The organism is Pseudorhizobium endolithicum (assembly GCF_902153245.2).
Classification (GTDB): Bacteria; Pseudomonadota; Alphaproteobacteria; order Rhizobiales; family Rhizobiaceae; genus Neorhizobium; species Neorhizobium endolithicum.
In genome coordinates this window covers 239,095-259,918 of record NZ_CABFWF030000011.1, presented here as the reverse complement: position 1 = coordinate 259,918, position 20,824 = coordinate 239,095, and the positions used below count along the sequence as shown (strand labels likewise).

The 20,824-nt window shown below is 58.5% G+C and carries 23 protein-coding genes and 1 pseudogene; 12 read left to right on the top strand and 12 right to left on the bottom strand.

The window, feature by feature from the left end; all coding sequences use genetic code 11:
- Positions 1-7 precede the first annotated feature (7 nt).
- From RTCK_RS09325 to RTCK_RS09315, 3 genes are read left to right on the top strand one after another with little or no spacing between them, the layout of a single operon-like run.
- Positions 8-415, top strand: coding sequence for a cupin domain-containing protein (locus RTCK_RS09325; protein WP_142592587.1), 408 nt, complete (start codon positions 8-10; stop codon positions 413-415).
- A gap of 11 nt (positions 416-426) precedes the next feature.
- Positions 427-720: a putative quinol monooxygenase gene (locus tag RTCK_RS09320; protein WP_142592586.1), complete on the top strand. Its 294-nt coding sequence runs from the start codon at positions 427-429 to the stop codon at positions 718-720.
- 13 nt (positions 721-733) lie between these two features.
- Complete coding sequence (locus RTCK_RS09315; protein WP_235988636.1) at positions 734-1,765, top strand: AbrB family transcriptional regulator; 1,032 nt, start codon at positions 734-736, stop codon at positions 1,763-1,765.
- A 249-nt stretch (positions 1,766-2,014) separates the two neighbouring features.
- On the opposite strand, the gene RTCK_RS21195 is transcribed toward RTCK_RS09315, so the two are convergent.
- Entirely contained in the window at positions 2,015-2,293 is a 279-nt protein-coding gene (locus RTCK_RS21195) for a serine hydrolase (protein ID WP_408004520.1), read from the bottom strand.
- Between the two features lie 65 nt (positions 2,294-2,358).
- Entirely contained in the window at positions 2,359-3,375 is a 1,017-nt protein-coding gene (locus tag RTCK_RS09305) for a LacI family DNA-binding transcriptional regulator (protein WP_142592583.1), read from the bottom strand.
- Positions 3,376-3,499: 124 nt separating this feature from the next.
- Here RTCK_RS09305 and RTCK_RS09300 point away from each other — a divergent pair, with 124 nt between their 5' ends.
- From RTCK_RS09300 to RTCK_RS09275, 6 genes are all read left to right on the top strand, one after another.
- Complete coding sequence (locus RTCK_RS09300) at positions 3,500-4,552, top strand: Gfo/Idh/MocA family protein (protein WP_142592582.1); 1,053 nt, start codon at positions 3,500-3,502, stop codon at positions 4,550-4,552.
- The gene (locus RTCK_RS09295; RefSeq protein WP_142592581.1) at positions 4,545-5,453 is read left to right on the top strand and encodes a sugar phosphate isomerase/epimerase family protein; all 909 of its coding nucleotides are present in this window, start codon (positions 4,545-4,547) and stop codon (positions 5,451-5,453) included. Before RTCK_RS09300 ends, RTCK_RS09295 begins: the two co-directional genes overlap by 8 nt.
- Positions 5,454-5,528: 75 nt before the next feature.
- On the top strand, positions 5,529-6,758 hold the full coding sequence (locus tag RTCK_RS09290; protein ID WP_142523131.1) for an ABC transporter substrate-binding protein: 1,230 nt from the start codon (positions 5,529-5,531) through the stop codon (positions 6,756-6,758).
- A 104-nt stretch (positions 6,759-6,862) separates the two neighbouring features.
- Positions 6,863-7,765: a carbohydrate ABC transporter permease gene (locus RTCK_RS09285; protein ID WP_142592580.1), complete on the top strand. Its 903-nt coding sequence runs from the start codon at positions 6,863-6,865 to the stop codon at positions 7,763-7,765.
- Complete coding sequence (locus tag RTCK_RS09280) at positions 7,762-8,589, top strand: carbohydrate ABC transporter permease (RefSeq protein ID WP_142592579.1); 828 nt, start codon at positions 7,762-7,764, stop codon at positions 8,587-8,589. Before RTCK_RS09285 ends, RTCK_RS09280 begins: the two co-directional genes overlap by 4 nt.
- Positions 8,586-9,662, top strand: coding sequence for an ABC transporter ATP-binding protein (locus RTCK_RS09275; RefSeq protein ID WP_142523134.1), 1,077 nt, complete (start codon positions 8,586-8,588; stop codon positions 9,660-9,662). Before RTCK_RS09280 ends, RTCK_RS09275 begins: the two co-directional genes overlap by 4 nt.
- A gap of 265 nt (positions 9,663-9,927) precedes the next feature.
- Here RTCK_RS09275 and RTCK_RS21190 read toward each other — a convergent pair.
- The 10 genes and pseudogenes from RTCK_RS21190 to RTCK_RS09225 all read right to left on the bottom strand — a co-directional run.
- A pseudogene (locus tag RTCK_RS21190) lies at positions 9,928-10,110 on the bottom strand (hypothetical protein); the annotation flags it as partial.
- 149 nt (positions 10,111-10,259) lie between these two features.
- Positions 10,260-10,691 (bottom strand): type II toxin-antitoxin system VapC family toxin, encoded by a 432-nt coding sequence (locus tag RTCK_RS09265; protein ID WP_142523135.1) that lies wholly within the window; start codon positions 10,689-10,691, stop codon positions 10,260-10,262.
- Positions 10,691-10,990 carry a hypothetical protein gene (locus RTCK_RS09260; RefSeq protein WP_142523136.1) on the bottom strand — a complete coding sequence of 100 codons (300 nt, stop codon included), beginning with the start codon at positions 10,988-10,990 and terminating at the stop codon, positions 10,691-10,693. The genes RTCK_RS09265 and RTCK_RS09260 overlap by 1 nt, the downstream gene beginning before the upstream one ends.
- Before the next feature lie 370 nt (positions 10,991-11,360).
- A complete protein-coding gene (locus RTCK_RS09255) occupies positions 11,361-12,125 on the bottom strand; it encodes an SDR family NAD(P)-dependent oxidoreductase (protein ID WP_142523137.1) in 765 nt (254 codons plus the stop codon).
- Positions 12,103-12,600: a 2,4'-dihydroxyacetophenone dioxygenase family protein gene (locus RTCK_RS09250; protein WP_235988635.1), complete on the bottom strand. Its 498-nt coding sequence runs from the start codon at positions 12,598-12,600 to the stop codon at positions 12,103-12,105. Before RTCK_RS09250 ends, RTCK_RS09255 begins: the two co-directional genes overlap by 23 nt.
- A gap of 91 nt (positions 12,601-12,691) precedes the next feature.
- A complete protein-coding gene (locus RTCK_RS09245; protein WP_142523138.1) occupies positions 12,692-14,203 on the bottom strand; it encodes a tripartite tricarboxylate transporter permease in 1,512 nt (503 codons plus the stop codon).
- Between the two features lie 9 nt (positions 14,204-14,212).
- The gene (locus RTCK_RS09240; RefSeq protein WP_142523139.1) at positions 14,213-14,683 is read right to left on the bottom strand and encodes a tripartite tricarboxylate transporter TctB family protein; all 471 of its coding nucleotides are present in this window, start codon (positions 14,681-14,683) and stop codon (positions 14,213-14,215) included.
- A 66-nt stretch (positions 14,684-14,749) separates the two neighbouring features.
- On the bottom strand, positions 14,750-15,715 hold the full coding sequence (locus RTCK_RS09235; RefSeq protein ID WP_142523140.1) for a tripartite tricarboxylate transporter substrate binding protein: 966 nt from the start codon (positions 15,713-15,715) through the stop codon (positions 14,750-14,752).
- A gap of 112 nt (positions 15,716-15,827) precedes the next feature.
- The gene (locus RTCK_RS09230; RefSeq protein WP_142592674.1) at positions 15,828-16,610 is read right to left on the bottom strand and encodes an SDR family oxidoreductase; all 783 of its coding nucleotides are present in this window, start codon (positions 16,608-16,610) and stop codon (positions 15,828-15,830) included.
- Positions 16,610-17,737, bottom strand: a complete 1,128-nt coding sequence (locus RTCK_RS09225) for an iron-containing alcohol dehydrogenase (RefSeq protein WP_142592578.1) — start codon at positions 17,735-17,737, stop codon at positions 16,610-16,612. The genes RTCK_RS09230 and RTCK_RS09225 overlap by 1 nt, the downstream gene beginning before the upstream one ends.
- Positions 17,738-18,157: 420 nt before the next feature.
- Between RTCK_RS09225 and RTCK_RS09220 the strand changes: the two genes are divergently transcribed.
- From RTCK_RS09220 to RTCK_RS09210, 3 genes are all read left to right on the top strand, one after another.
- Positions 18,158-18,964, top strand: a complete 807-nt coding sequence (locus RTCK_RS09220) for an IclR family transcriptional regulator (protein ID WP_142523143.1) — start codon at positions 18,158-18,160, stop codon at positions 18,962-18,964.
- Positions 18,965-19,406: 442 nt separating this feature from the next.
- Entirely contained in the window at positions 19,407-20,102 is a 696-nt protein-coding gene (locus RTCK_RS09215; protein WP_142523144.1) for a transcriptional regulator, read from the top strand.
- 121 nt (positions 20,103-20,223) lie between these two features.
- Positions 20,224-20,769, top strand: a complete 546-nt coding sequence (locus RTCK_RS09210; RefSeq protein ID WP_142592577.1) for a hypothetical protein — start codon at positions 20,224-20,226, stop codon at positions 20,767-20,769.
- Positions 20,770-20,824: the final 55 nt, after the last annotated feature.

The following is a 20,824-nucleotide window of genomic DNA, read 5'->3' as shown; positions in this document are numbered from 1 at the left end:
AAACACTATGGCACAACCGGCAATCTTGCGCCCTCACGAACTGAAGACCAACGATCGTGGTGGCGGTGCTCGCACCACACCGCTTGTCACCCGCCGTTGCGGCTCCACCAGCATGATCAACGGCATTACCGCCTTCGATCCGGGTGCGGCGATAGGCGTGCATTTCCATAATTGCGAGGAGAGCGTCATGGTGATCGAGGGCGAGGCGATCGCCGAAATCGACGGGGTGCAGCATCATCTCTCCACTAACGATACGACCTGGATTCCAGCCAACGTTCCGCATCGCTTCATCAATGCCTCCGGCAAACCGATGCGCATTTTCTGGACTTATGCAACGGTCGATGCGACCCGCACCATGGTTGACACAGGCGAAAGCCGGTCGATCGACGCCGAACACGGCCACGCGCAGAATTGATGGAGAGTTCAATGGGACCTGTCGTTGAAGTAGCGGAGATCAAGGTCACAGATCCGGCAGCCTTCGAGGCTGCCGTCGCGGCAGCGCGGCCATATTTCTTGGCCGCTGAAGGCTGTCTTGACCTTGCGCTGCATCGGGTGATCGAAACGCCGGACATCTACCGTCTCCTGGTGAAGTGGCGCAGTGTCGAAGACCATATGGTCACGTTCCGCGCTTCGGAAGATTTTCAGAAATGGCGGGCGCTGGCTTCGCCGTATTTCGCCGCAGTGCCGACGGTAACCCATTCATCCGCCGTAGCTTTCTGACGGCGAAGGAGCGGTGGTCGATCTTTTTCTCAGGCGCGGCATGACCCTTCTGCTTGCGGCAGCAGGCGCGTGGATCTTCCTGCTCCTGCAACTGCCGCTGCCATTCCTGTTCGGGCCAATGGCGGCAGCGCTCGTGGGGGCGCTATGTGGCGCACCCCTTGCCGGATTAGGCCAGGTGTCGGTGGGCGCGCGCTCAGTACTCGGAGTCGCGATCGGAACCTCCATCACCCCAGCGCTGGTTGGGCATCTGCCTTCCATGCTTGCCTCGGTGGCGCTGGTGCCGCTCTATATTGCTGTGATTGGGGTAACAGGCGTCCCCTTTTTTCGCCGCGTCTGCGGCTTCGATCCGGTGACAGCTTTCTACGCCGCGATGCCCGGTGGGGCGGCCGACATGACGATCTTTGGCCAGGAGGCGGGCGCAAATGTCCGGCAGCTCTCGTTGGTTCATGTCACAAGACTGATGGTCATTATGGTCTTGGCCCCGATCATTCTCGTGAATATTTACGGCGTTGGCCTTACGCATTCCGTCGGCCCGCCCACCTCTGAACTGCCGGTATTGGAGATGCTGGTCATGGCATTAGCTGCGCTCATCGGATGGAGGGGCGGCGCGCGGGTCGGCCTGTTCGGCGCGGCGATTCTTGGCCCGCTCATTGTTTCCGCAATCCTGTCGCTCGCGGGCTTTCTGCATCTGCGTCCGCCGCGGGAGGCCCTTTTGGCCGCGCAGTTCTTCATTGGCATGGGCATAGGCGTCAGCTACGTCGGCGTCACCCTTCGCGAGCTGCGCACCGCGGTCACGGGCGGGGCGGCTTTCGTGCTTATTCTCGGTGCTATTGCCGGTGCGATGACGGAGCTGGTGACGCTGACTGGCCTCGCTCCGCCAGTCGAAGGGTTCCTCGCCTTCATGCCTGGTGGCCAAGCCGAAATGTCGATGCTGGCACTCGTATCCGGCGCGGATCTCAGCTTTGTGGTCGTGCACCATCTCACGCGCGTCCTGCTGGTCATCCTTGGGGCGCCCATAGTCTTCCGCTTGATGCGCCGCACTTAGAGATCAGAAACGATGCTGCCCAAGCCGTGCACTGATCTTGAATGTCAGATTATCGACAACAGTACGCAGAAGCCGAGGGGCACCTCGTCACCTACTCGCCAATAACAGAAAAGCACGTGGGAGTGGCGAAGACCCTGGGCGACCTGTGCCATGCGACCCTTATGATCGCAATGATCGAACGAGACCCTCGCTCACCAGTGCCGGTTTTGTCCCCGTTATCCAATCGGCTTGCGGACTGGCTCTGATGAATTACTCTGCCACCTGGTCAGCGATCATCCACTCCTCCAACTGCCGGCGAGAAGCTGGCAACAGTACGGCGCCCAGCAGGAGACGTTCCAGTCTCGTCACAACAGCCCGCGGCGTTGTGGTGTCTCGCGGATCACCCGCTAGAGCCTCGTTGAGCCCCGGTTCCCATCGATCCAGACGCGTCGCCTCGTCACCGACTTCGCGAATGAAGGCAGTGACGCTTGAGGGACCACCAACGCTGCCGAGAACTTGCTTTCTGCTATGAGGCTCCGGCAAAAACACGCTACTTGACCATCTGGGACGGCGCGTCGGTTTTTTCTGCGCTCCAGCGACCCTGTTCGCGCTGCTCAACCACTTGAGCCCTCAACAAGGGTCATCGGCCATACCTGGCGGTGGGCCGCTTCCGCATAGTGGTCGGTGTAGCTCGGCATGGTCGACAGGAGCGTCTCCGCCAGCGCGATTCCCAGATCGCGAAGTGAAAGATTGAAGCAGGTGAGAGCCGGGGACAGAAACTGTGACTGGGGACTGTAGCGCCCGATGATCGCGATGTCCCGGCCCGGCTTCACCCCCTTCTCCTCAAGTCCTTTGTATAGGCCGGTCACCAACGTCTCGTTGACCAGAACGACCGCGGTCGGACGCTTTGGTCTGGAAGCGATCTCCTCCGCCACCGTATAGCCGCCCGCTTCGCTAGGTCTTGCGCGAAATATGTGGCTTTCGTCTAGCGATAGGCCGTGCTGCTCAAGAACTGCACGGCACCGGTCGACGAAGAGGTAGCCAAGGTTCAGGTCGCCCATTGGCCAGATCACACCGATCTCCTTATGCCCGGCGCTGATCAATCGCTCTATCGCCGTTTGCGCCATCCCCTCAAAATCAAGGTCGATCCAGGGCTGACCCACATCGGTCAGACTGCGACCAAGCGAGATGAAGGGGATCTTGTGACGGTGAAGCAAGGCAAAACGCTCGTCGCGGCGCCGGGTTGCAGAGAGGATTATCGCATCCGCGAAGCCGCGAGCGACGGTGCGCTGGAGGTAGGCATCAGGATCCTCCTCAGATGAACAGAGCAGCGCAACAAGATCAAGGCTGTGGCGTGCCAGAACGCTCTGGACGCCGTCAAACACGCTCATAAAGAAGGTATCACCCTGGCCGGTGATCTCGGGGCCGGTCTGCATCATGAAGCCGATCACACCCGTCGTGCCCTTGCGTAGCGAGCGGCCCGACTGGTTAGGTACGTAGCCCAGAGCCGCGGCGGCTTCAAGAACACGCCGTCTTGTCTCAGGGTTGACGTCTGCCTTCCCGTTCAGGGCGCGCGAGACGGTACCAATCGAAATCTGAAGATGCTCGGCAAGCTGCCGGATACCAGTCATCCTGAACCTTCGTCCTTTCCACTGAAGAACCACTATTGACAGAACCGGCACGTTGTCCATAGTCTCCGTAAACGTTTACGGAACTTGTTTTGAGGCAAGTCTGAAACGCGCAGGAGGAGCGGGCATGACGTTCTCGGTCGTATTGTGCGGGTGCGGGGCGATGGCCAAAGGGTGGCTTCGTGCGCTTCAGTCTGACCTTGAACTGGCGAGTGGATTCAAGATCATCGGCCTTGTGGATCTTGACCGCGTGGCCGCAGAACGCCTCGCAGCGGAATTCGGTCTGTCGCCAGTCGTTATTGGTGCTGACCTGCGCAGCATGCTGGAGGAGGCACAACCAGATGCTGTGTTCGACATCGTTATTCCTCAGGCACGTCAGGCTGTGGTGGAGACGTGCCTCTCCTTTGGCTGCCATGTCCTGAGCGAAAAGCCGATGGGTGCCTCCCTGCAGGACGCGCAGTCGCTTGTCCGTGCTGCCGCGCAAGCGGGACGGATTCATGCGGTGGTCCAAAATCGCCGCTTCAACTCCGGTGTGCGCCGCATGCGCCGCATGGTCGAGGAAGGGCTGCTTGGCGATCTCACGGCCATCCATTGCGACTTCTTTATCGCGCCCCATTTTGGCGGGTTTCGTGAACAGATGGACCATGTTCTGCTTCTCGACATGGCCGTCCACACTTTCGATGCCGCCCGATTTGTTGCCGGCAGTTCGCCGCAGTCCGTGTATTGCCTCGAGACAAATCCGAAAGGGTCTTGGTATGCGCATGGCGCATCTGCAAATGCCATATTCCACTTCAGTGACGACGTGATCTTCACCTATCGCGGTTCCTGGTGTGCCGAAGGCGAGCGGACCAGCTGGGAGAGCCTGTGGCGCGTCGTCGGCACCAAGGGCATGGCCACCTGGGATGGCGAAGAGGATATCAAAGCTTCCATCGCCGGCGAAGAGCCTGGCCTGCTGCGCGGCTCTCTGCCGATCGATGTGCCTCAGCCGCGACATCAGCGGGAGACCCATGGTCACGCTAGCGTGCTGTCTGATTTTCTCACAGCACTGAAGACGGGCCGTTCCCCGGAAACCGTCGGCAGCGACAACATCAAGAGCCTCGCAATGGTCTTCGGGGCCATCGAAAGCGCAAAAACCGGCCGCGCCGTCGATCTGACATCTCAAGGAACATCACATGCATGAACACCCTCACCACCACTCCATCCGCATCGGCACTATGGTCAATGCTACGAAAGGCAACGCGGCTGAACGGATTGCACAGATTGCCGGTATGGGCTTCGAAAGCTTCGAGCCGTTCTTCTGGCAGACCACCAACGGGCAGGACGTCGCCGAACTGGGAAAGCGTTGCGTGGAAGCGATTGGTGATAGGGACATCACCATCTCCACGATTGGCATGTTCGGCAATCCGCTGGAGGAGACAGACCTTGACCAGCAGACCCTTCAAGGCTGGTTGGACTGCATCGACAATGCGCACCACTTCGGCGCCACCTGCGTGGCAGGCTTCACAGGCCGCATTCGCAACAAGCCACTGACCGACAGTCTCCCGCGTTACAAACAGGTCTGGAGTGAATTGGCCAAAAGGGCAGCCGACAAAGGGATCAGGATCGCCTTCGAGAACTGCGCAATGAACGGCAACTGGGCGAGCGGAGACTGGAACATCGCTCATAATCCTGATGCATGGGAGCTGATCTTCAACGAAACACCGGATGACAATATCGGTTTGGAATGGGAGCCGTGTCATCAGATGGTCTACTTGATTGATCCGCTGCCCCAGATCCGCAAATGGGCCCATAAGATCTTCCACGTCCATGGCAAGGACGCCACCATCCGGTGGGACGTGATCCGCGAGCATGGAATCTTCGGCAAGCATCCTTTCGTCTTTATGCGCACCCCCGGCTTCGGCGACAGCAACTGGACCGACATCATCTCCGAGCTTCGGCTGGCCGGCTGGTCGGGCTCTATCGATATTGAAGGTTGGCATGATCCGGTCTACCGCGATGCGCTGGAGATGACCGGGCAGGTTCACGCGCTGAACCATCTAAAGCAGGCGAGGGGCGGCAGCTTCGTCGCCGATCCATCATGAAGTGAGAGTTTCTGCCGGCGGACAGGGGGATCCGCCGCGGGAAGGCAATGAGGATAACCAGCAAGGAGGAGAACCATGGGTATCCGCAAGCATTCGATTGCCATCGCCTTGGCCGCGACATGTGCGTTGACAGGCTTGGCAGCAAGGGCGGAAGACGTGACGCTGAGGCTTTGGTCGCTGGACCGGGACATTCAGCCAGCGCCCAACCTCATCAAGGAGTTCAACGAGCAGAACAACGGCATCAAAATCGAGTATCGTCAGCTCCAGTTCGACGACGTAGTCAGCGAGGCGATGAGAGCCTATTCCACAGGCAAGGCGCCCGATATCATTGCCATCGACAACCCGAACCACGCGATGTTCGCGTCCCGCGGTGCCTTTCTCGACCTCACCGATATGATCGAAGAATCAAGCGTCATCAAAGCTGATAACTATTTCCCTGGACCCCTTAAGTCGGCGACATGGGACGGCAGGTATTTCGGTGTGCCCAAGGCCACGAATACGATCGCCCTTTACTACAATAAGGATCTGTTTGAGGCGGCAGGACTGGATCCTGACAAGCCGCCGCAGACCTGGGATGAGCTTCTTGAAGCAGCGCGCAAGCTGAACGATCCGTCGAAGAATATCTACGGGCTCGCTTTCTCCGCCAAGGCGAATGAAGAGGGAACTTTCCAATTCCTTCCATGGGCGCAAATGGCTGGCGCGAGCTACAAGACGATCAACAGCGAGGGTGCCGTGAAGGCACTCAGCCTTTGGAAGCAGATCCTCGACGAGAAGCTCGCTTCTCCCGACACGCTGACCCGAAGCCAATGGGACTCCACGGCGACCTTTAATGCCGGCAATGCTGCTATGGTGATCTCGGGTCCCTGGGAGATCGACCGGATGCTGACGGATGCCAAGTTCGACTGGGGGACCGCACTGCTTCCCGTGCCGCAGGAGGGAGCGCAGCGCTCATCCGCCATGGGCGACTACAACTGGGCGATCTTCTCCAGCACGGAGCATCCAGAGGAAGCGTTCAAGGCGCTGGAGTTTTTCGCGTCGAGGGATTCGACAATGTACCAGGACTTCGGTCAGCTTCCGGCGCGCTCCGATCTTCCGGTGCCGCCGACGGGGGATGCGAACAAGGATGCGGCTCTGGCAACCTTTGTCGAGCAACTGAAATATGCCCAACCGCGCGGGCCGTCGCCGGAATGGCCGAAGATCTCCAAGGCAATTCAGGACGCCATACAGGCGGCCCTGACTGGCCAACTAAGCCCTCAGGCTGCCCTCGATCAAGCGGCTGAGAAGATCAAGTCGATAGAAGGGTAAGTCGCTTGCACGGCGCTGCACCGCGGCGCCCCTACGTCTTTCCTCCCGGAGGGACTGCTCGGCGCTCCGGCGCCGGGCAGTTCTAGATCATCAAGCGAGGACTCATGAAACGACTGACTTCAAGCGTGACGGATGGCCACGGGTTCGACGCCGTTCTTGTTGGCGTCCCTTTCACGTTCCTGTTTTTGCTGTCAGGACTTCCGCTGCTTTATAACGTGCTGATGAGCTTTCAGGAGGTTGACATGTTCAGCCTCGGAAGTTTCATCAGGCCGTTTGTCGGGTTTGAGAACTACGCCGATCTCTTTCGTCAGCCGGAGACGGTGCCGATCCTGATCAACACGGTGATCTTCGTCTTGGGCTCGATTGCCGGCCAATTCGTCATCGGCTTCGGCCTTGCACTGTTCTTCTGGACCAATTTCCCCGGCGCGAGCTGGCTGCGGGGATTGTTCCTTGTCTCTTGGGTCATGCCAGGGCTTGTGGTGGGAGCGATCTGGAATTGGATCCTGTCCGGCGACTTCGGCGTGCTGAACTTCATGCTGCGCGAAATGGGGTTGATCAGCGGCAATATATTCTGGCGCTCCGATCCCAGCTTCTCGCTCTGGGCAGTCGTTCTTGCCAATATCTGGCTCGGCACCTCCTTCAACATGATCTTGCTCTCGGTCGGGCTGTCGGCCATTCCGGGCGATCTTTACGAAGCGGCAGAGATGGACGGTGCCAATGCTTGGCACAGGTTCTGGACGATCACATTGCCGATGATGAGATCGACCATCGGAGCGATCATTGCGCTGGGCCTGATTTTTACCCTGCAACAGTTCGACCTCTTCGCTGCCATCACCGACGGCGGCCCTAACAACGCGTCGAACGTGGCGCAATACTGGGCATGGGATTTGTCGTTCAGACAATACGACTTCGGTCGGGGCGCGACGATTTCGGTGATCATGACCGGCTTCGTCATGCTCGCGGCTATGGTCTATGTGCGGTCAACCCGACATGAGGTGCGAGGATGAGCGACACGTCGCGTGACCGTCTTATGCTGGTCGTCGCACTGGCGATGGCGGCCATCTATCTGTTTCCCTTGTACTGGATGTACGTCACAGCATTGAAGAGCGGGTCCGACATGTTCGCCAGCCCGCCAAGCTTTTGGCCGACCTCGCCTAGTTGGGGAACCTTCGCCTATGTGTGGGAGAGCCGCAACATGGGCCGTTATCTGTGGAACTCGATCGTTATTGCGACCGGTGCCGTTACGCTCGTTGCTGTTCTGGGTACCGGCTGTGCTTATGTGCTCGCCCGCTACCGAAGCGTCTGGGTCGACATCGGGCTCTTCCTGATTTTGATGCTCCAGGTGTTGCCGGCATCGCTGATGATCACGCCGATCTTCGTCGGCTTCACCCAAATGGGCCTGCTGGAATATCCTCGGTTTGCCGTTGTTCTTGCTATCGCGGCGAAGAGTATGCCGTTCTTCGTCGTTCTTGTGCGTGCCACCTTCATGGCCGTGCCGGTCGAGCTGGAGGAAGCGGCCCAAGTTGACGGCAACTCGCGCATCGGTGCTTTCGTCAACATCGTTCTGCCTCTCGCGCGCAATGGCATCCTTGTCAGCGCAATCCTCATCTTCATGCAGGCCTTTGGGGAGTTCGTCTACTCAAAGTCAATCATCCAGGATGTATCGCTTCAACCTGCCAGCGTTGGGCTGAACTCCTTCATGGGACCGAACACCAGCGAATGGAACAACATCATGGCTTACGCCACGCTTTACGTTACGCCGATCCTGGCAATCTTTGTCCTACTGCAGCGCCGCATAGTCTCCGGGCTCACATCAGGAGCGCTCAAATGACCAACCAGATCGAGCTATCGGGTGTCAACAAATACTATGGCGCCTATCACGCGCTGAAGAACATTGACCTTGCCATACCCAAGGGTAGTTTCGTGGCGCTGGTGGGACCTTCCGGCTGCGGAAAATCGACGCTTCTGCGGTCACTTGCCGGCCTCGAAACAATCTCTAGCGGCGACTTACTGATCGCGGGCGAACGAATGAACGGCGTTCCCCCAAGGCGGCGGGATCTGGCCATGGTGTTCCAGTCCTACGCTCTTTATCCGCACATGACGGTGGAAGAAAATCTGACCTACAGTCTTAAGATCAAAGGGGTCAAAAAGGCGGAAAGAAAGAAGGCGGCGGATGATGTTGCTGCCGTGACGGGCCTCAAGGATCTATTAAGCCGATATCCACGTGAACTGTCGGGAGGACAGAGGCAGCGCGTGGCTATGAGCCGCGCGATCATTCGTAACCCGAAGGCGTTTCTATTTGATGAGCCACTTTCCAATCTTGATGCTGCACTGCGCGTTCATATGCGCAAGGAGATCCGGACGCTGCATGATCGGCTTGGCGCAACCTCTGTCTACGTCACCCACGATCAGGTGGAGGCGATGACGATGGCCGATCATGTCGTGGTGATGCGTCAGGGCATCGTTGAACAACACGGCGCCCCGCTTGATCTCTACGACCGCCCAATCAATAGGTTTGTAGCGGGCTTCATCGGGTCGCCGGCCATGAACTTCATTGATGCCCAATCGTCAGCGGACGGGCGTTTCCTGCTCTTGGACCTGCAGTCTCCGCAAGTTCTGCCCGCGCCGGCTTCCTTGCCGCCCGATCAACGCGTTGTCGTCGGCATCCGGCCCGAGCACTTGCGGCCGGCGGCGGGCGGCGAGGAAGGGTTGGAGTTCGATGTGGCAGCCGTCGAATCAACGGGGTCAGCAAGCTATGTCACAGCAGCCACGTCACCCGAAATTGTCGTCGTCTTGAATGAGAGATCGGCGATCAGACGTGGCGAACGCGTTCGTTTTGCGGTGGACACCAGACAGATCCACCTCTTCGATGCAACAACTGGCCAGCGGCTTGACGTGCCTTAAGTACCGCAATGCTGTCACCGGGGCGGATCATCACCAGAGCTTCGGCCTGTCCTACCTGTTCACAAGCCATGACCTTGCGGTGGTGGAAGCGGTCTCCAACTAGGGTTGCGGTGATACGGTCCGGGCGTCTCGTGGAGAAGCGCCCGTCGATGCTTTGGACCCTTATACCCGCCCGCTCATTGACAGTGCGCCAAATGTTCAAAGGTGGGACTGAGAGCAGGTCTTCCGGGGACCTCAGCTTGTGCTGCTTCAAAAAGGTGGGGCTGCAAAAGGGCTGCAATACGTCCCGGTACAGCAGCAGGGAGAATTCCGGATCCATGGACGAGATGGGCCTGAGTTGGATGGCCACGTCGAACGTGCTGGTCTGGGGATCGATCGGGGCGATGCTCGTCCTGATCTTGATCTGCGTGCTACGGCTTACCTGGTTGAAGGCCTTGAGCCGAGGGATGAGCCACTTGCCCGCAAAGGTCGGATAGGCCGCGACCCGTACCGGTATGGTCGGCCTCGAGAATGTTGTTCTAGCGACCTCACTCTGCCACGGTGTAGGCCGCGACTCACCCCTGAGGGGATCTCAAGCGCTATATACTGCCGGCCGTTTCAGATTGTGGTTTGCCGGAGGGGATTGAGGATTTCGACCCCATGAAAATCTCGCTCATTGTCGGTCACAACAATGCAGCTATTGGATTGGGCAATGGCCGCTATAATTGTGTCCAATGCACTTTTTGGGCGGCCGGCTGCCTTTCCTTGAGCCATCAACTCCCCCCAGATGAGCGCTGCCTTTTCGTCAAACGGAAGGATGCGACCCGCAAAGAGTGATTGTGGCCCCTCATTGCTAACAAACCAGGTTTCGAGAGCGGCGCGCTTCTTGCCCGCCGGCTTCTCCATTATCCCTCGATGTATCTCGGCGAGTGTGAGCGATGCGATGAATAAATCAGCGTCAGCTTGTTCGGCCATCCACGTCAGTAGCGACGCCGACGGTTCCAATTTCGTGATGTTGCTGAGAATGTTCGTGTCGAGGAGGTAACGCATTACAAATCGATTTCTCGACCTTCTTCCCGTGAACGGGATACTTCGAGTTCTGCTCCAACGAGCGGCGATCGACGAAGGGCCGCAAGGATACCACCCTTTTTAGGCAGCTCTCCGGCAAGCGTTTCGCTCACAACAGCGCGCAGATTGGCTGCTTCCGGGCCATCTTCTGCCAACCGGCGCGCCAATGATCTGATCAAACCACGATCGGTATCTCGACCGAGCACCTCGAAACGAGCAAGGCCACGGTCGCCCAGGCGGCTCCTGTATTTTTGAATTGCACGTGTCTGAGAACTAGCCATCGGATCCTCCGGATATATATCCGGTAATATAACCGAGCCATAGTCTTCTGCAAGTCTCACCGATACTGATCTGGGATGCAGGCGGCGAACTAGCCTGAGGGAATAGCGGGTCGGCAGTTCGGTCCCTTCAAGGCGAAGGTGCTGGCTAGGCATCTTGCTCGGGCTACGTCCGGCTTACGCGCACGGCTTTAAGCCCCATGTCGGTCGTAGAGGCTGTCCTTCTGCATACCTGAAAGCATACATTGCTCTACGGTCGCGTGGATTTTCCCGTGCGCCATCGGCGGCCGACTTGTTTCCCGAAGTCCAGGTCCCGCAGCTCACCAGTCGAGGAGAGTTGTCAAACCTAGGTGAACTAGCTGCAGTAAGCTCATTAAGAGACGGAGTAGCCGCCATCGACTGGTATGACCGTTCCCGTCATAAACGCCGCGTAGGGGCTTGCGAGGAACAGGGCGATCCCTCGTAGATCGTCAGGTCGTCCCCAACGCGCCAGGGGCGTGCGCGCCAGGATGGAGCCGGCTCGTGCCGGATCATCCTGCAGTGCCTGGGTGAGCGGCGTTGCGATCCAACCTGGCGCGATGGCATTCACGCGGACGCCTTTGGGGGCATAAGCGATCGCCAGCGATTTGGTGAGTTGAGCAATGCCACCCTTGGAGGCCGAATAGCCCGGCACCAGACCACCGCCAAAGAAGCTCAGCATCGAGGCGATGTTGATGATGGAACCTCCAGTCGCCGCAAGTTTCTCCATCGATGCCTCGCACACGCGCATCGTGCCATTGAGGTTGATGTCGACTACCGTTTCGAAGACTTCGGGATCCCGTTCATGGCCACGGCATATTATTCCAGCGCAGTTGATGACGACGTGGAGGTCGTCTAGTTCACCAACACAACGCGTGACTTCATCATTTGAGCGAACATCCAGCACGGTGTAGGTAATCGAACGGGAGGTCTCGGAGGTTCGAGCCCTTTCGCATTCCGCCTCAGTTGCCCCAGTCGCGTGCACTGTCGCGCCGGCGTCTCGGAAGCATCCGGCAATTGCGCCGCCAATGCCGCCGGTCCCGCCGGTGACCAAGACCCGTCGTCCCTCGAGCCAGCCTCGAGCCCAGTCCGCGGAGTTAGCGGATGAACTGGTCGACATAATCTGCTCCTAGTCCAACCTTGTCATAGTGCGCGCGGCACATGTCGATCTTGGTGAAAACGTCCTCGTAGCCGATCTGCTTGTTATCCTTGTCAAGGTAGACCATGCAGCCTGAGATGTTGAAGAAGGTGATCATCTCCTCGCAGTCTTCAGGAACGTTCAGTGTATGGATTTCCCCCGGCGGCTCGAAGACGAAAGAACCCTCCTCGGCAACCCAATCATGCTCGAAGTAGTGCCACTTGCCCTTCATCACCATCCCGAACACCGGAGCTGGATGAACGTGGCGAGACAGGATCCCGGAACGGGTGACCTTCAGCAGATTGCACCATTGGCCGCCCAGCGTGTTGAGGAACATCGGGCGGAAATAGACATTCGGCGCTTGCGGGACCCACACGCGGGGATCGTCCGGGATGGCCTTGATTGCGATCTCCAGTGACGCAAGCTCGTGCGTAGAGCCCTTCATGTAGCTGTACATACTTCGCGGCCTTTCATTTCCTGACGAAGTGGCCTCCGGCCACGGTGCATGAGGTAGGCGGCGCCTACAGTTTACGATCGGTTTGCCCCGTTCAGCCAGATTTCGCGATCGCCACTTCGTCCGTTCGCCGAGCCGCCCTGATCCAGGAGACGATGATCGACACCCAAATCAAGCAGAAGACTACAAAGATGCCGAAGGAGATCGGACGGTTGATGAAGTCCAGAAGATTGCCCTGTGACTTGATCAGCGTGGTGATCAGGTTCTTTTCCAGGATAGGGCCGATGACGATGCCGAGCACGCAGGGTGCAATGGGTATGCCGTTTTCCTCCATCAGATAACCGACGACGCCAAAGACGAGCATGATTGTGACCCCATAGACTGCGTTGTTGGAAGCAAATGCGCCCACGATGCAAAAGATCAGGATCAACGGCATTAGAACCGCCTTGGAAACCCGAAGGATGTTCTTGGAGAACTTGATCAGTGCCCAGCCGAGTGGGATCATGATCAGGTTGGCGAGAATGAAGATAAGGAAGACTGCGTAGATCGTCTGCGGGTTGAAGATGAACAGCGTTGGGCCAGGGTTCAAGCCCTTTACGTAGAGCACGCCGATCACGATGGCAGTCATCGTGTCACCGGGAATACCGAAGACGAGTGCGGGTACCCAGGCGCTGGAAAGGGAAGCATTATTGGCCGATCCGGCTTCAACGACGCCCTCGACATGACCCGTACCATATTTCTCCGGCGTCTTGGAGAAACGGCGGCTGATCGCATAGCTGACATAGGCCGCGACATCCGACCCGGCGCCGGGGAGAATGCCCACCGCAGTTCCCGTGATATTACCGCGCAGAAGCTGCCTCCAATAGGTCTTCAGCATGCCACCCCAGTCGCGGAAGATGTTGCCGACCACCGTTGGCGTCTGTTGCCAGCCTTCACCCCCGCTCAAAACCGTGCGCAAAACCTCTGAGATGGCAAAGATGCCGATCATGACCGGAATGAAGTCGATGCCGGCCATCATTTCGGTTGAGCCGAAGGTAAGCCGCGGGACGCCGGCCGGGTTGTTCAACCCAACGGACGCGATGGTGAGGCCGAGGAAAAGACTTAAGAGACCCTTGGCTGGGCTGGATGCCCCCATGAAGACGGCGCAGGTCAAGCCGAGGAGTGCGATCCAGAAATATTCGGGCGAGGAGAACTTAACAGCGAATTCAGCGAGCGAAGGTGCCGCGAAGATCAGTACGATGGTGCCGAAAAGCCCGCCGAGCGCGGAAAATAGGACGCAGGCTCCCAACCCGAGTTCGGCATGGCCCTTCTGAGTGAGCTTGTAGGTGTCCTCGACATAGGCCGCAGAGGCGGGCGTGCCGGGAATGCGCAGCAACGCGCCCGGGATATCGCCAGCAAAAATAGCCATTGCTGAGCAGGCAACGATGGCGCCGACGGCCGCGACAGGCTCCATGAAGAAGGTGAGCGGAACGAGCAGGGCTGTCGCCATCGTTGCGGTTAGACCCGGCACGGCACCGACAAAGAGCCCGAAGATCGATGCGGCGATGATCGTAATGATGACATTGCCGTTTGCGACCAGCCCGACCGCCTGAAGGATGACGTCCATCTGTATCTCCTACCAGGGAAGCCGCGGGACGATCCCGAACGGCAGGGGAACGAGCAGCATTGTCCTGAAAATAAAGTCGCAAACAAAAGCCGCAAGGATCGCCAGGATGATGGCCTTGAGCGGGTGGACCTTCAAGATCAGGAACAGGGACAGTGTGATGATGATCGCAGTTGGGATGAACCCGAGGACCTCCACGAAGAAGATATAGAAAAGAACGAGAAGCAGCGTTGCCAAGACACCGGCAAATCTGCGCGGGTTCCTCACCTCGTGCGAGAGGAAAACCAGGGGTTCGTTGCCCTGCCTGATGCCGGTGTACAGGAGGCGGGCAGAACAGGCGACGAGGCCCAGGGCGATGAGAATGGGGAAAGTCGCGGCTCCATAATCCTGCCCCGGGATCGCCGGCAGAGTGAAGGAGTACCAGCCCAATAGAACGCCTGCGAGCAGGAATACCGCTCCGATCGTGGTGTCGCTAAATCGCATGAGAGCACCTGGTTGATGATCGTTAGGCAGGCCCAGGTTTCCCAGGCCTGCCGTCGCTCAAATCGGCTACTTGGCGAGTCCAATTGCCTTCATCGTTTCACCGAAGTTCGCGTCGTTGGTCGCCATGAACTTCCCGAACTCTTCACCGGGCAAGAAGTTGGCTCCAAAGCCCTGTGCGCTCAGGAATTTGTTGTAGTCCTCGCTGTTATAGACCTTCTCCAGGGCGGCAATCAGCTTGTCGCGAATGTCGTCTGGCAAGCCCTTCGGCGCTACGATCCCACGCCAGGCGCCAAATTCCCAGTCGGAACCCGTCTCCTCCTTCAGCGTCGGCACGTCAGGGAAGAGCTTGGAGCGTTCCTTGCTCATGTAGGCAAGCGACTTTACCCGGCCTGCCTCGATGAGAGCCCGGGCTTCGACCAGTGACGATGGCACGATCTCGGTTCCACCGGAAAGCAGCTCCTGAAGACCGCTCGCGGCGCCGTCGCTTGGTACCCAGGTCACCTTGGAGGCTTCGATGCCTTCGGCATTGAGCAGGCCCGCGATTGCCACATGCCAGCTCGATCCCTGGCCGCTGCCTGTCGCCCGGAAGGTGCCGGGCTGCGACGTCTTGATGGCCTCCAGCAGTTCGCCGAGGTTCTGATATTCGGAATCGGCAGATACCTGCACGCCGGCCGGGTCCTGGTTCATCAGGGCAAGGGGGGTATAGACGTTGTAGTCCAACTCCGTCAGTCCCAGCCAGTGCATCAGGTTAACCTCTGTGGTCGCCAGACCCAGCGTGTAACCGTCCGGTTCGGCGTCGGCCATGGCCGAGTGGCCGACGACGCCGGAACCACCGGTACGGTTGACCACGTTGACGGACTGTCCGAGTTCCTTTTCCAGGCCGACTGCAACTACGCGTGCAACGGCGTCTGTACCGCCGCCCGCACCCCAGGCGACCAGCAGGGTGATCGGGCGATCGGGATACTCCGCCCATGCGGGCATTGCTGTTGCCGACAGCAAGAGAGCTGCAATGATACCTTTTGCGAATTTCATGTTGTTCCTCCCAAGGTTTCGCAAGTGATGGCGTTGTCAAGTCAGAGATGTCATCAGTCTCGTCGTTCCTCCTCCTCAAATTCTGTGGCAGTCTAGCGCCTACCGCCCGCGGTCACAGTCCTCCTGCCACCGTAATGACGGTACCGGTAATAAAACCGGAACCTGGTGAGGCGAGCCATAGGGCCGCGCGCGCGATATCCTCCGGCTCGGCGATACGCCCCATTGGCGTCAGGGCCGCAATTTTGGCCGGGCGCTCGGGGTTTCCACCTTCCAGGTGGATCCGCGTATTGGTCGTTCCGACGCGAATGGCATTCACGCGAATGCCCTCCGGCGCCAGTTCCTTTCCTGTTCCCGCTGTTATCGTTTCGACCGCACCCTTCGAAGCCGCGTAGTGGATGTACTCGTTCGGGCTGCCCAGAGCCGCCGCAAGGGAAGACATGTTGACGATTGTCCCGCCATTTCCGCCGCGCCGGGTCGACATGCGTTGCGCTGCCTCCTGGGTGCAATAGACGACGCCGTAGGTATTGACCGCGAACGTCCTCTCGAGCTCCTCGGGGCGAAGCTCCTCCAGACGGCAAGCTCGCCCGATGATGCCAGCATTGTTCACCAGGCAGGAAACGCGGCCGAGTGTTTCGTCGCAAGTGGCAAACAACTGCCTGACTTCCTCTCGATCGCCGACATTGCCACGTACCGCTACCGCTCGGGCACCCGCAGCCTCGCAATCTGCCACCACCTTGGCGGCGGCATCTGCGTCGCTCAGGAAGTTCACGCAGACGTCGAAGCCATCGGCTGATAGCAGCCTTGCGGTCGCAGCTCCGATGCCGTGACTTGCACCGGTGACGAGTGCGACAGGTCTCTTCTGCTGTACCCCTGCGGGATGCTTAGCCGCCTCCATCACATGACGCTCTCGAGGATTTCGGCGTAGTCTTCGCCGGTGAGATTGCGTGGATTTGTTTGATGGCTGTGATCGGCAAGCGCGCGTTCGCATGTCCAGGCAAAGACCTCGCGCGTGACGCCAAGGGTGGACAATTTGCCGGGCACGCCGAGCTTGCGGTTCAAGTCGTCAAGTGCATCAGCGAGCGCCGTGCCCGCAATCCCTGCAGCAGCCTCGAGCCTGCTGATCTTGTCCGCTGTGGCGGCATCCGAGGCGTTGGCTCGCAGGACCGGTGGCATCAGTATGGCATTTAGGGTGCCATGATGAAGCTTGAGTTCCTTCAGCCCGCCCAATGCGTGGCTGAGAGCGTGAACGGCACCCAGTCCCTTCTGGAAGGTCAAACCGCCCTGCAGCGCTCCCATCATCACCTCTGTGCGGGCTGCCAGGTCGGCTCCATTTGCATAGGCCTTTGGCAGAGCCTCCCAGATGCGCGCGAAGCCATCCAGGGCGATCGCCTCGGCCGGAGGATTGTAGCGCGGCGACAGATAGGTTTCGATGCAGTGAGACAAGGCGTCGAGGCCCGTTGCAGCGGTGAGCGCCGGAGGAAGCCCTAGCGTCAGCTCGGGATCGCAGATCGCGCGCCGGGGAATGAGGTAGGGGCTGATGAAGCCCAGTTTGCGACCGTCGTCCAAGGTGATGAGGGCTGCCCGCCCGACTTCCGATCCCGTGCCGGCAGTTGTGGGGACGGCCACCAAGGGGGCAACCGCATTGGTGATCTTCGGGATGCCACCAAGGATGGCAGCATATTGCTCCAACTCACCCTCATGTGTCGCAAGCAGGGCAACGCCCTTGGCAAGATCGATCGGGGATCCGCCCCCAATTGCCACCACGCCATTGCAGCCGTGTTGCCGGTAGGCCACCAGTGCTTCCTTCACGGCAGATTCGGTGGGATTGGTCGGGACATCAAGAAAAATCGGAGCTGACGAAAGCACCTGCATTGCATCGCCATTCAGCAGCCCTGCAGCCTTCACGCCGTGATCGCTGATGACCAGGGGCTTGGTGATCCCCAGCTCATTTAAGGTTTGGCTGAGAGAGGAAACTGCACCGGCACCAAAATGGATCGTTGTCAGGTATTGGATGATGTTCATGTGTGCTCCCGGGAGAATGCTGGTACTGAAGGCGGCAGTGCTAAGATGGCCGTGTAATCAGGCCGAGAGGTGCCTTGGGGAAAGGTCACGATCGTTCTCGGGCTGCATCATGCCCCGGCTGATCCGATGCTTCGCAGTCATGCCACCTCCCAGTGTCAATCAGGCCGGACCGCTTCCTCCAAAGCAAGTCACCACCCTGTCCATATTGTGGACAATCTGTCCACTTCATGGTTGCTGAGCCTGAAATCTTTGTCAACTGGAAAGCTCACGCCAAGCCTGCGTTTCCCTGCAGAGTGTATGGACGCTAGATGACAAGAACTGTGTTCCACCATCATTCGTGGCGCGCCCTCCTTGCGCAGGCTGCATTAGCCGCGCATCATGGTGCTAGCGCATGAAACATCTCTTCTGACGGTCAACACAATGAACGAACATACGGCTGTGTCTCAAGGAGAGGCGTTTAGCCCTGCCGTGCAAGGTACTGCCTCCTTCTCGAAATTCATGACCGTGCTGCAGGTGATCGGTGACAATCCGGGAAAGCTGGATATCGCGCAACTCACAGCCGCAGTTCGGTTTCCGCGTGCCACGACCTATCGCATCGCGGCAGGCCTTGTCGCTGAAGGGCTGGCAATGCAGAATCTGGATGGTACCTACTCGCTTGGCTATCGGCTCATTCAACTAGCATCAAAGAGTTGGGAAGCTTCCGATATACGCAACGCAGCACGCCCCTTCATCGAAGCGCTTCGCGATGCCGCCAAGGAAACGGTTCACCTTGCAGTGCCAAGTGGCAACGGTATGGCCTATATCGATAAGCTCGAAAGCCCCAACGCCGTGCGCATGATGACGAGAATCGGTGCGCGGGTTGAATTTCACTCAACCTCGGTCGGCAAGGCTTATCTCGCAGCGCTTCCAGAGGAGCGCTCATGGCAGATCATTGCGGGGCTTGAGCTTCGCCCCTTCACGGATTTCACCTTTACCGACCGGGACCTCTTCCTTGAAGAGATCAGGAAGACCCGCAGTCGCGGATATTCCTACGATCATGAGGAGAACGAACGGGATATCCGCTGTTTCGGCAGCGCCATCTATGACAGATCAGGCGAGCCGGTGGCGGGAGTGAGCATCAGCATTCCACTCTACAGGTATAACGAGGATGAGCACGCAGATTATGCTCGCCTGATCCAGGAAACTGCCGCATCAATTACACAGTCGTTAGCAGCGGTGGTCAAATAGACGGCAGTGGCCGTCCTGAGGAGACGCACCGTTTGCCAACTCCTTAAGATGATCGCGGTAATGATCAGCGACGATCTCCGCTTCCGGTCAACCGAGCGCCGGACGTTTATGCTGGCACCTTCATAATAGTCACCGTCCCCCAAGAGGCGAGGTGGCCGCTGACAGATCAGCGGGAGAATCGGTGGCACCATCGCCTTTCGGAGAGCGACGATTCAGCCAGTGGCATCTAGAACGCCTAGCACGCCTCTGTGACTGAAGAGAAAGCAGTGGAGCTGACCTGCCGAAACTAGCAAAGCCTTTCACCCACGCGGAGTCGAGAATCCTGTCTAGCGATCTGTCGGCTCTTGATATTATATGAAACGACGATAGTAGCGGTGCTCTGGACAGTGCGAACACTCGCTCTCACCTCGTGCTATTGCCGCCAAAAATCAAAGGCCCTTCAGTGAAAAAGTCCCAGCGCAGTTTTGCAGTCGAATACAAATCCAGTCGCCGTAGGACAGATGCAAAACCGAACTCGGTCTGGGGCGATCTAGATCTGAAGTCTGTCGCACGAGACGTGGAGAGATCATTGACGCCGATGCTATCGAACAATCCAGCCGTTATCGAACGCGACGGGGAATGCCCTCCGCCGAATGCAAATCTGATACTGCCGACATTGACAGCGCCGGCCGCAACCTCGAAAGCTGTCGCAGATACACAGGAGATCTCTATGGCTGACGAGCATGATATGGCCGCCAACGCTGATACGACGGCTAACGCCGACGCACTTCCCAATGCGGATGTGCCAGCGGCGGTCAGGGCGGAATCTGCGCCGAAGAAGCAGCGCAAGCCGCGCATGAAGAAAGCTTCCTCTGATATGACGGGGGCTGACACTGCAGTTGGATTGGATGGCAGCCAGGGAGTAAAGAGGCGCGGTCGCAAGCCTAAGACACTCGGAGGCGCGGCAGCCTCCACACTGGAGCCAGTAAGACGTTCAAGCAAGTATGAAGAGGCAGCAGCCGTCGAGGCGACTTCGGCCGGTGACGAGATGGCGGATCTTCTGCAGTTGGAGGAGGAGAACCAAAGACTACGCAAGCTCTTGGCTGAAAAGCTGCGTGCGGAAAACGCCGATCTGCGGAAGAAGCTCAAGCTCGATTGATTTAGAGCGGGCCCTCGATTCCAGCCGTACATCTTCGCGCGTGAACTACGCATTCGCGAACCTGTCTACCGTTGCCAGGGGAGAGCCTCGTAGCGTCCTTTAGGGTAAATTCTGAGGTTGAATGATGGCATCTCCCTTGAAATTTCTTCGCCGAATTTGGAGTCGAGGAAGCGATCGAAAGCAAGACGCAGATACGGCGGACGACCCAAGGCCGGAAGTCCTGTCAATTGCCGGCCCTGCTGGAACGCTTGTGGAGGAGGGCTCGGACGACGCGGCTCGACCCGCAGGTTTTGAGCTACAGAATCTAGCCGATATTGTCTCCGCTAAGGCTGGAGTTGAGAGGGAAAAGGGCGACGGCGGTCGCGCCAACATTCTGGCAATTGACGGTTCGACATCAACCGATGAAGCAGACGAACCTGTCGCCGCTGCACACGACGCTACTGAAGCCAATTCGGCTGTCGCGGGCCTGACGCGTAAACGGAGAGGCCATAGCAAGCCTGCGAGGCAGGTTGTCGTTCCGCCTCAGGTTTCTCACGGGCCGGACACAGCTTCGGATGAAAGGATGAGCCTGGACGAGGAGATCAAGGTGCTCAAGGGGCAATTGGCGAGCAGACTAAAGGTCCAAAACGAGCAACTGAAGAAGATGCTCGAAAGATTCGAACGGTGAGCATATTCTTGCGTGCGTCCCAATCGAGGGGCTTTGGTTCCAATTTGTGTGCACG

Excerpts from the sequence above, each read along its gene's own strand:
- RTCK_RS09295 (WP_142592581.1), top strand. The coding sequence starts at position 4,545 with ATGCATGAACACCCTCACCACCACTCCATCCGCATCGGCACTATGGTC.
- RTCK_RS09210 (WP_142592577.1), top strand. The coding sequence starts at position 20,224 with ATGATGGCATCTCCCTTGAAATTTCTTCGCCGAATTTGGAGTCGAGGA.
- RTCK_RS09255 (WP_142523137.1), bottom strand. The coding sequence starts at position 12,125 with ATGTCGACCAGTTCATCCGCTAACTCCGCGGACTGGGCTCGAGGCTGG.
- RTCK_RS09325 (WP_142592587.1), top strand. The coding sequence starts at position 8 with ATGGCACAACCGGCAATCTTGCGCCCTCACGAACTGAAGACCAACGAT.
- RTCK_RS09305 (WP_142592583.1), bottom strand. The coding sequence starts at position 3,375 with ATGACTGGTATCCGGCAGCTTGCCGAGCATCTTCAGATTTCGATTGGT.
- RTCK_RS09245 (WP_142523138.1), bottom strand. The coding sequence starts at position 14,203 with ATGGACGTCATCCTTCAGGCGGTCGGGCTGGTCGCAAACGGCAATGTC.
- RTCK_RS09285 (WP_142592580.1), top strand. The coding sequence starts at position 6,863 with ATGAAACGACTGACTTCAAGCGTGACGGATGGCCACGGGTTCGACGCC.
- RTCK_RS09235 (WP_142523140.1), bottom strand. The coding sequence starts at position 15,715 with ATGAAATTCGCAAAAGGTATCATTGCAGCTCTCTTGCTGTCGGCAACA.
- RTCK_RS09280 (WP_142592579.1), top strand. The coding sequence starts at position 7,762 with ATGAGCGACACGTCGCGTGACCGTCTTATGCTGGTCGTCGCACTGGCG.
- RTCK_RS09240 (WP_142523139.1), bottom strand. The coding sequence starts at position 14,683 with ATGCGATTTAGCGACACCACGATCGGAGCGGTATTCCTGCTCGCAGGC.
- RTCK_RS09260 (WP_142523136.1), bottom strand. The coding sequence starts at position 10,990 with ATGGCTAGTTCTCAGACACGTGCAATTCAAAAATACAGGAGCCGCCTG.
- RTCK_RS09275 (WP_142523134.1), top strand. The coding sequence starts at position 8,586 with ATGACCAACCAGATCGAGCTATCGGGTGTCAACAAATACTATGGCGCC.
- RTCK_RS09265 (WP_142523135.1), bottom strand. The coding sequence starts at position 10,691 with ATGCGTTACCTCCTCGACACGAACATTCTCAGCAACATCACGAAATTG.
- RTCK_RS09225 (WP_142592578.1), bottom strand. The coding sequence starts at position 17,737 with ATGAACATCATCCAATACCTGACAACGATCCATTTTGGTGCCGGTGCA.
- RTCK_RS09290 (WP_142523131.1), top strand. The coding sequence starts at position 5,529 with ATGGGTATCCGCAAGCATTCGATTGCCATCGCCTTGGCCGCGACATGT.
- RTCK_RS09230 (WP_142592674.1), bottom strand. The coding sequence starts at position 16,610 with ATGGAGGCGGCTAAGCATCCCGCAGGGGTACAGCAGAAGAGACCTGTC.
- RTCK_RS09320 (WP_142592586.1), top strand. The coding sequence starts at position 427 with ATGGGACCTGTCGTTGAAGTAGCGGAGATCAAGGTCACAGATCCGGCA.
- RTCK_RS09250 (WP_235988635.1), bottom strand. The coding sequence starts at position 12,600 with ATGTACAGCTACATGAAGGGCTCTACGCACGAGCTTGCGTCACTGGAG.
- RTCK_RS09220 (WP_142523143.1), top strand. The coding sequence starts at position 18,158 with ATGAACGAACATACGGCTGTGTCTCAAGGAGAGGCGTTTAGCCCTGCC.
- RTCK_RS09300 (WP_142592582.1), top strand. The coding sequence starts at position 3,500 with ATGACGTTCTCGGTCGTATTGTGCGGGTGCGGGGCGATGGCCAAAGGG.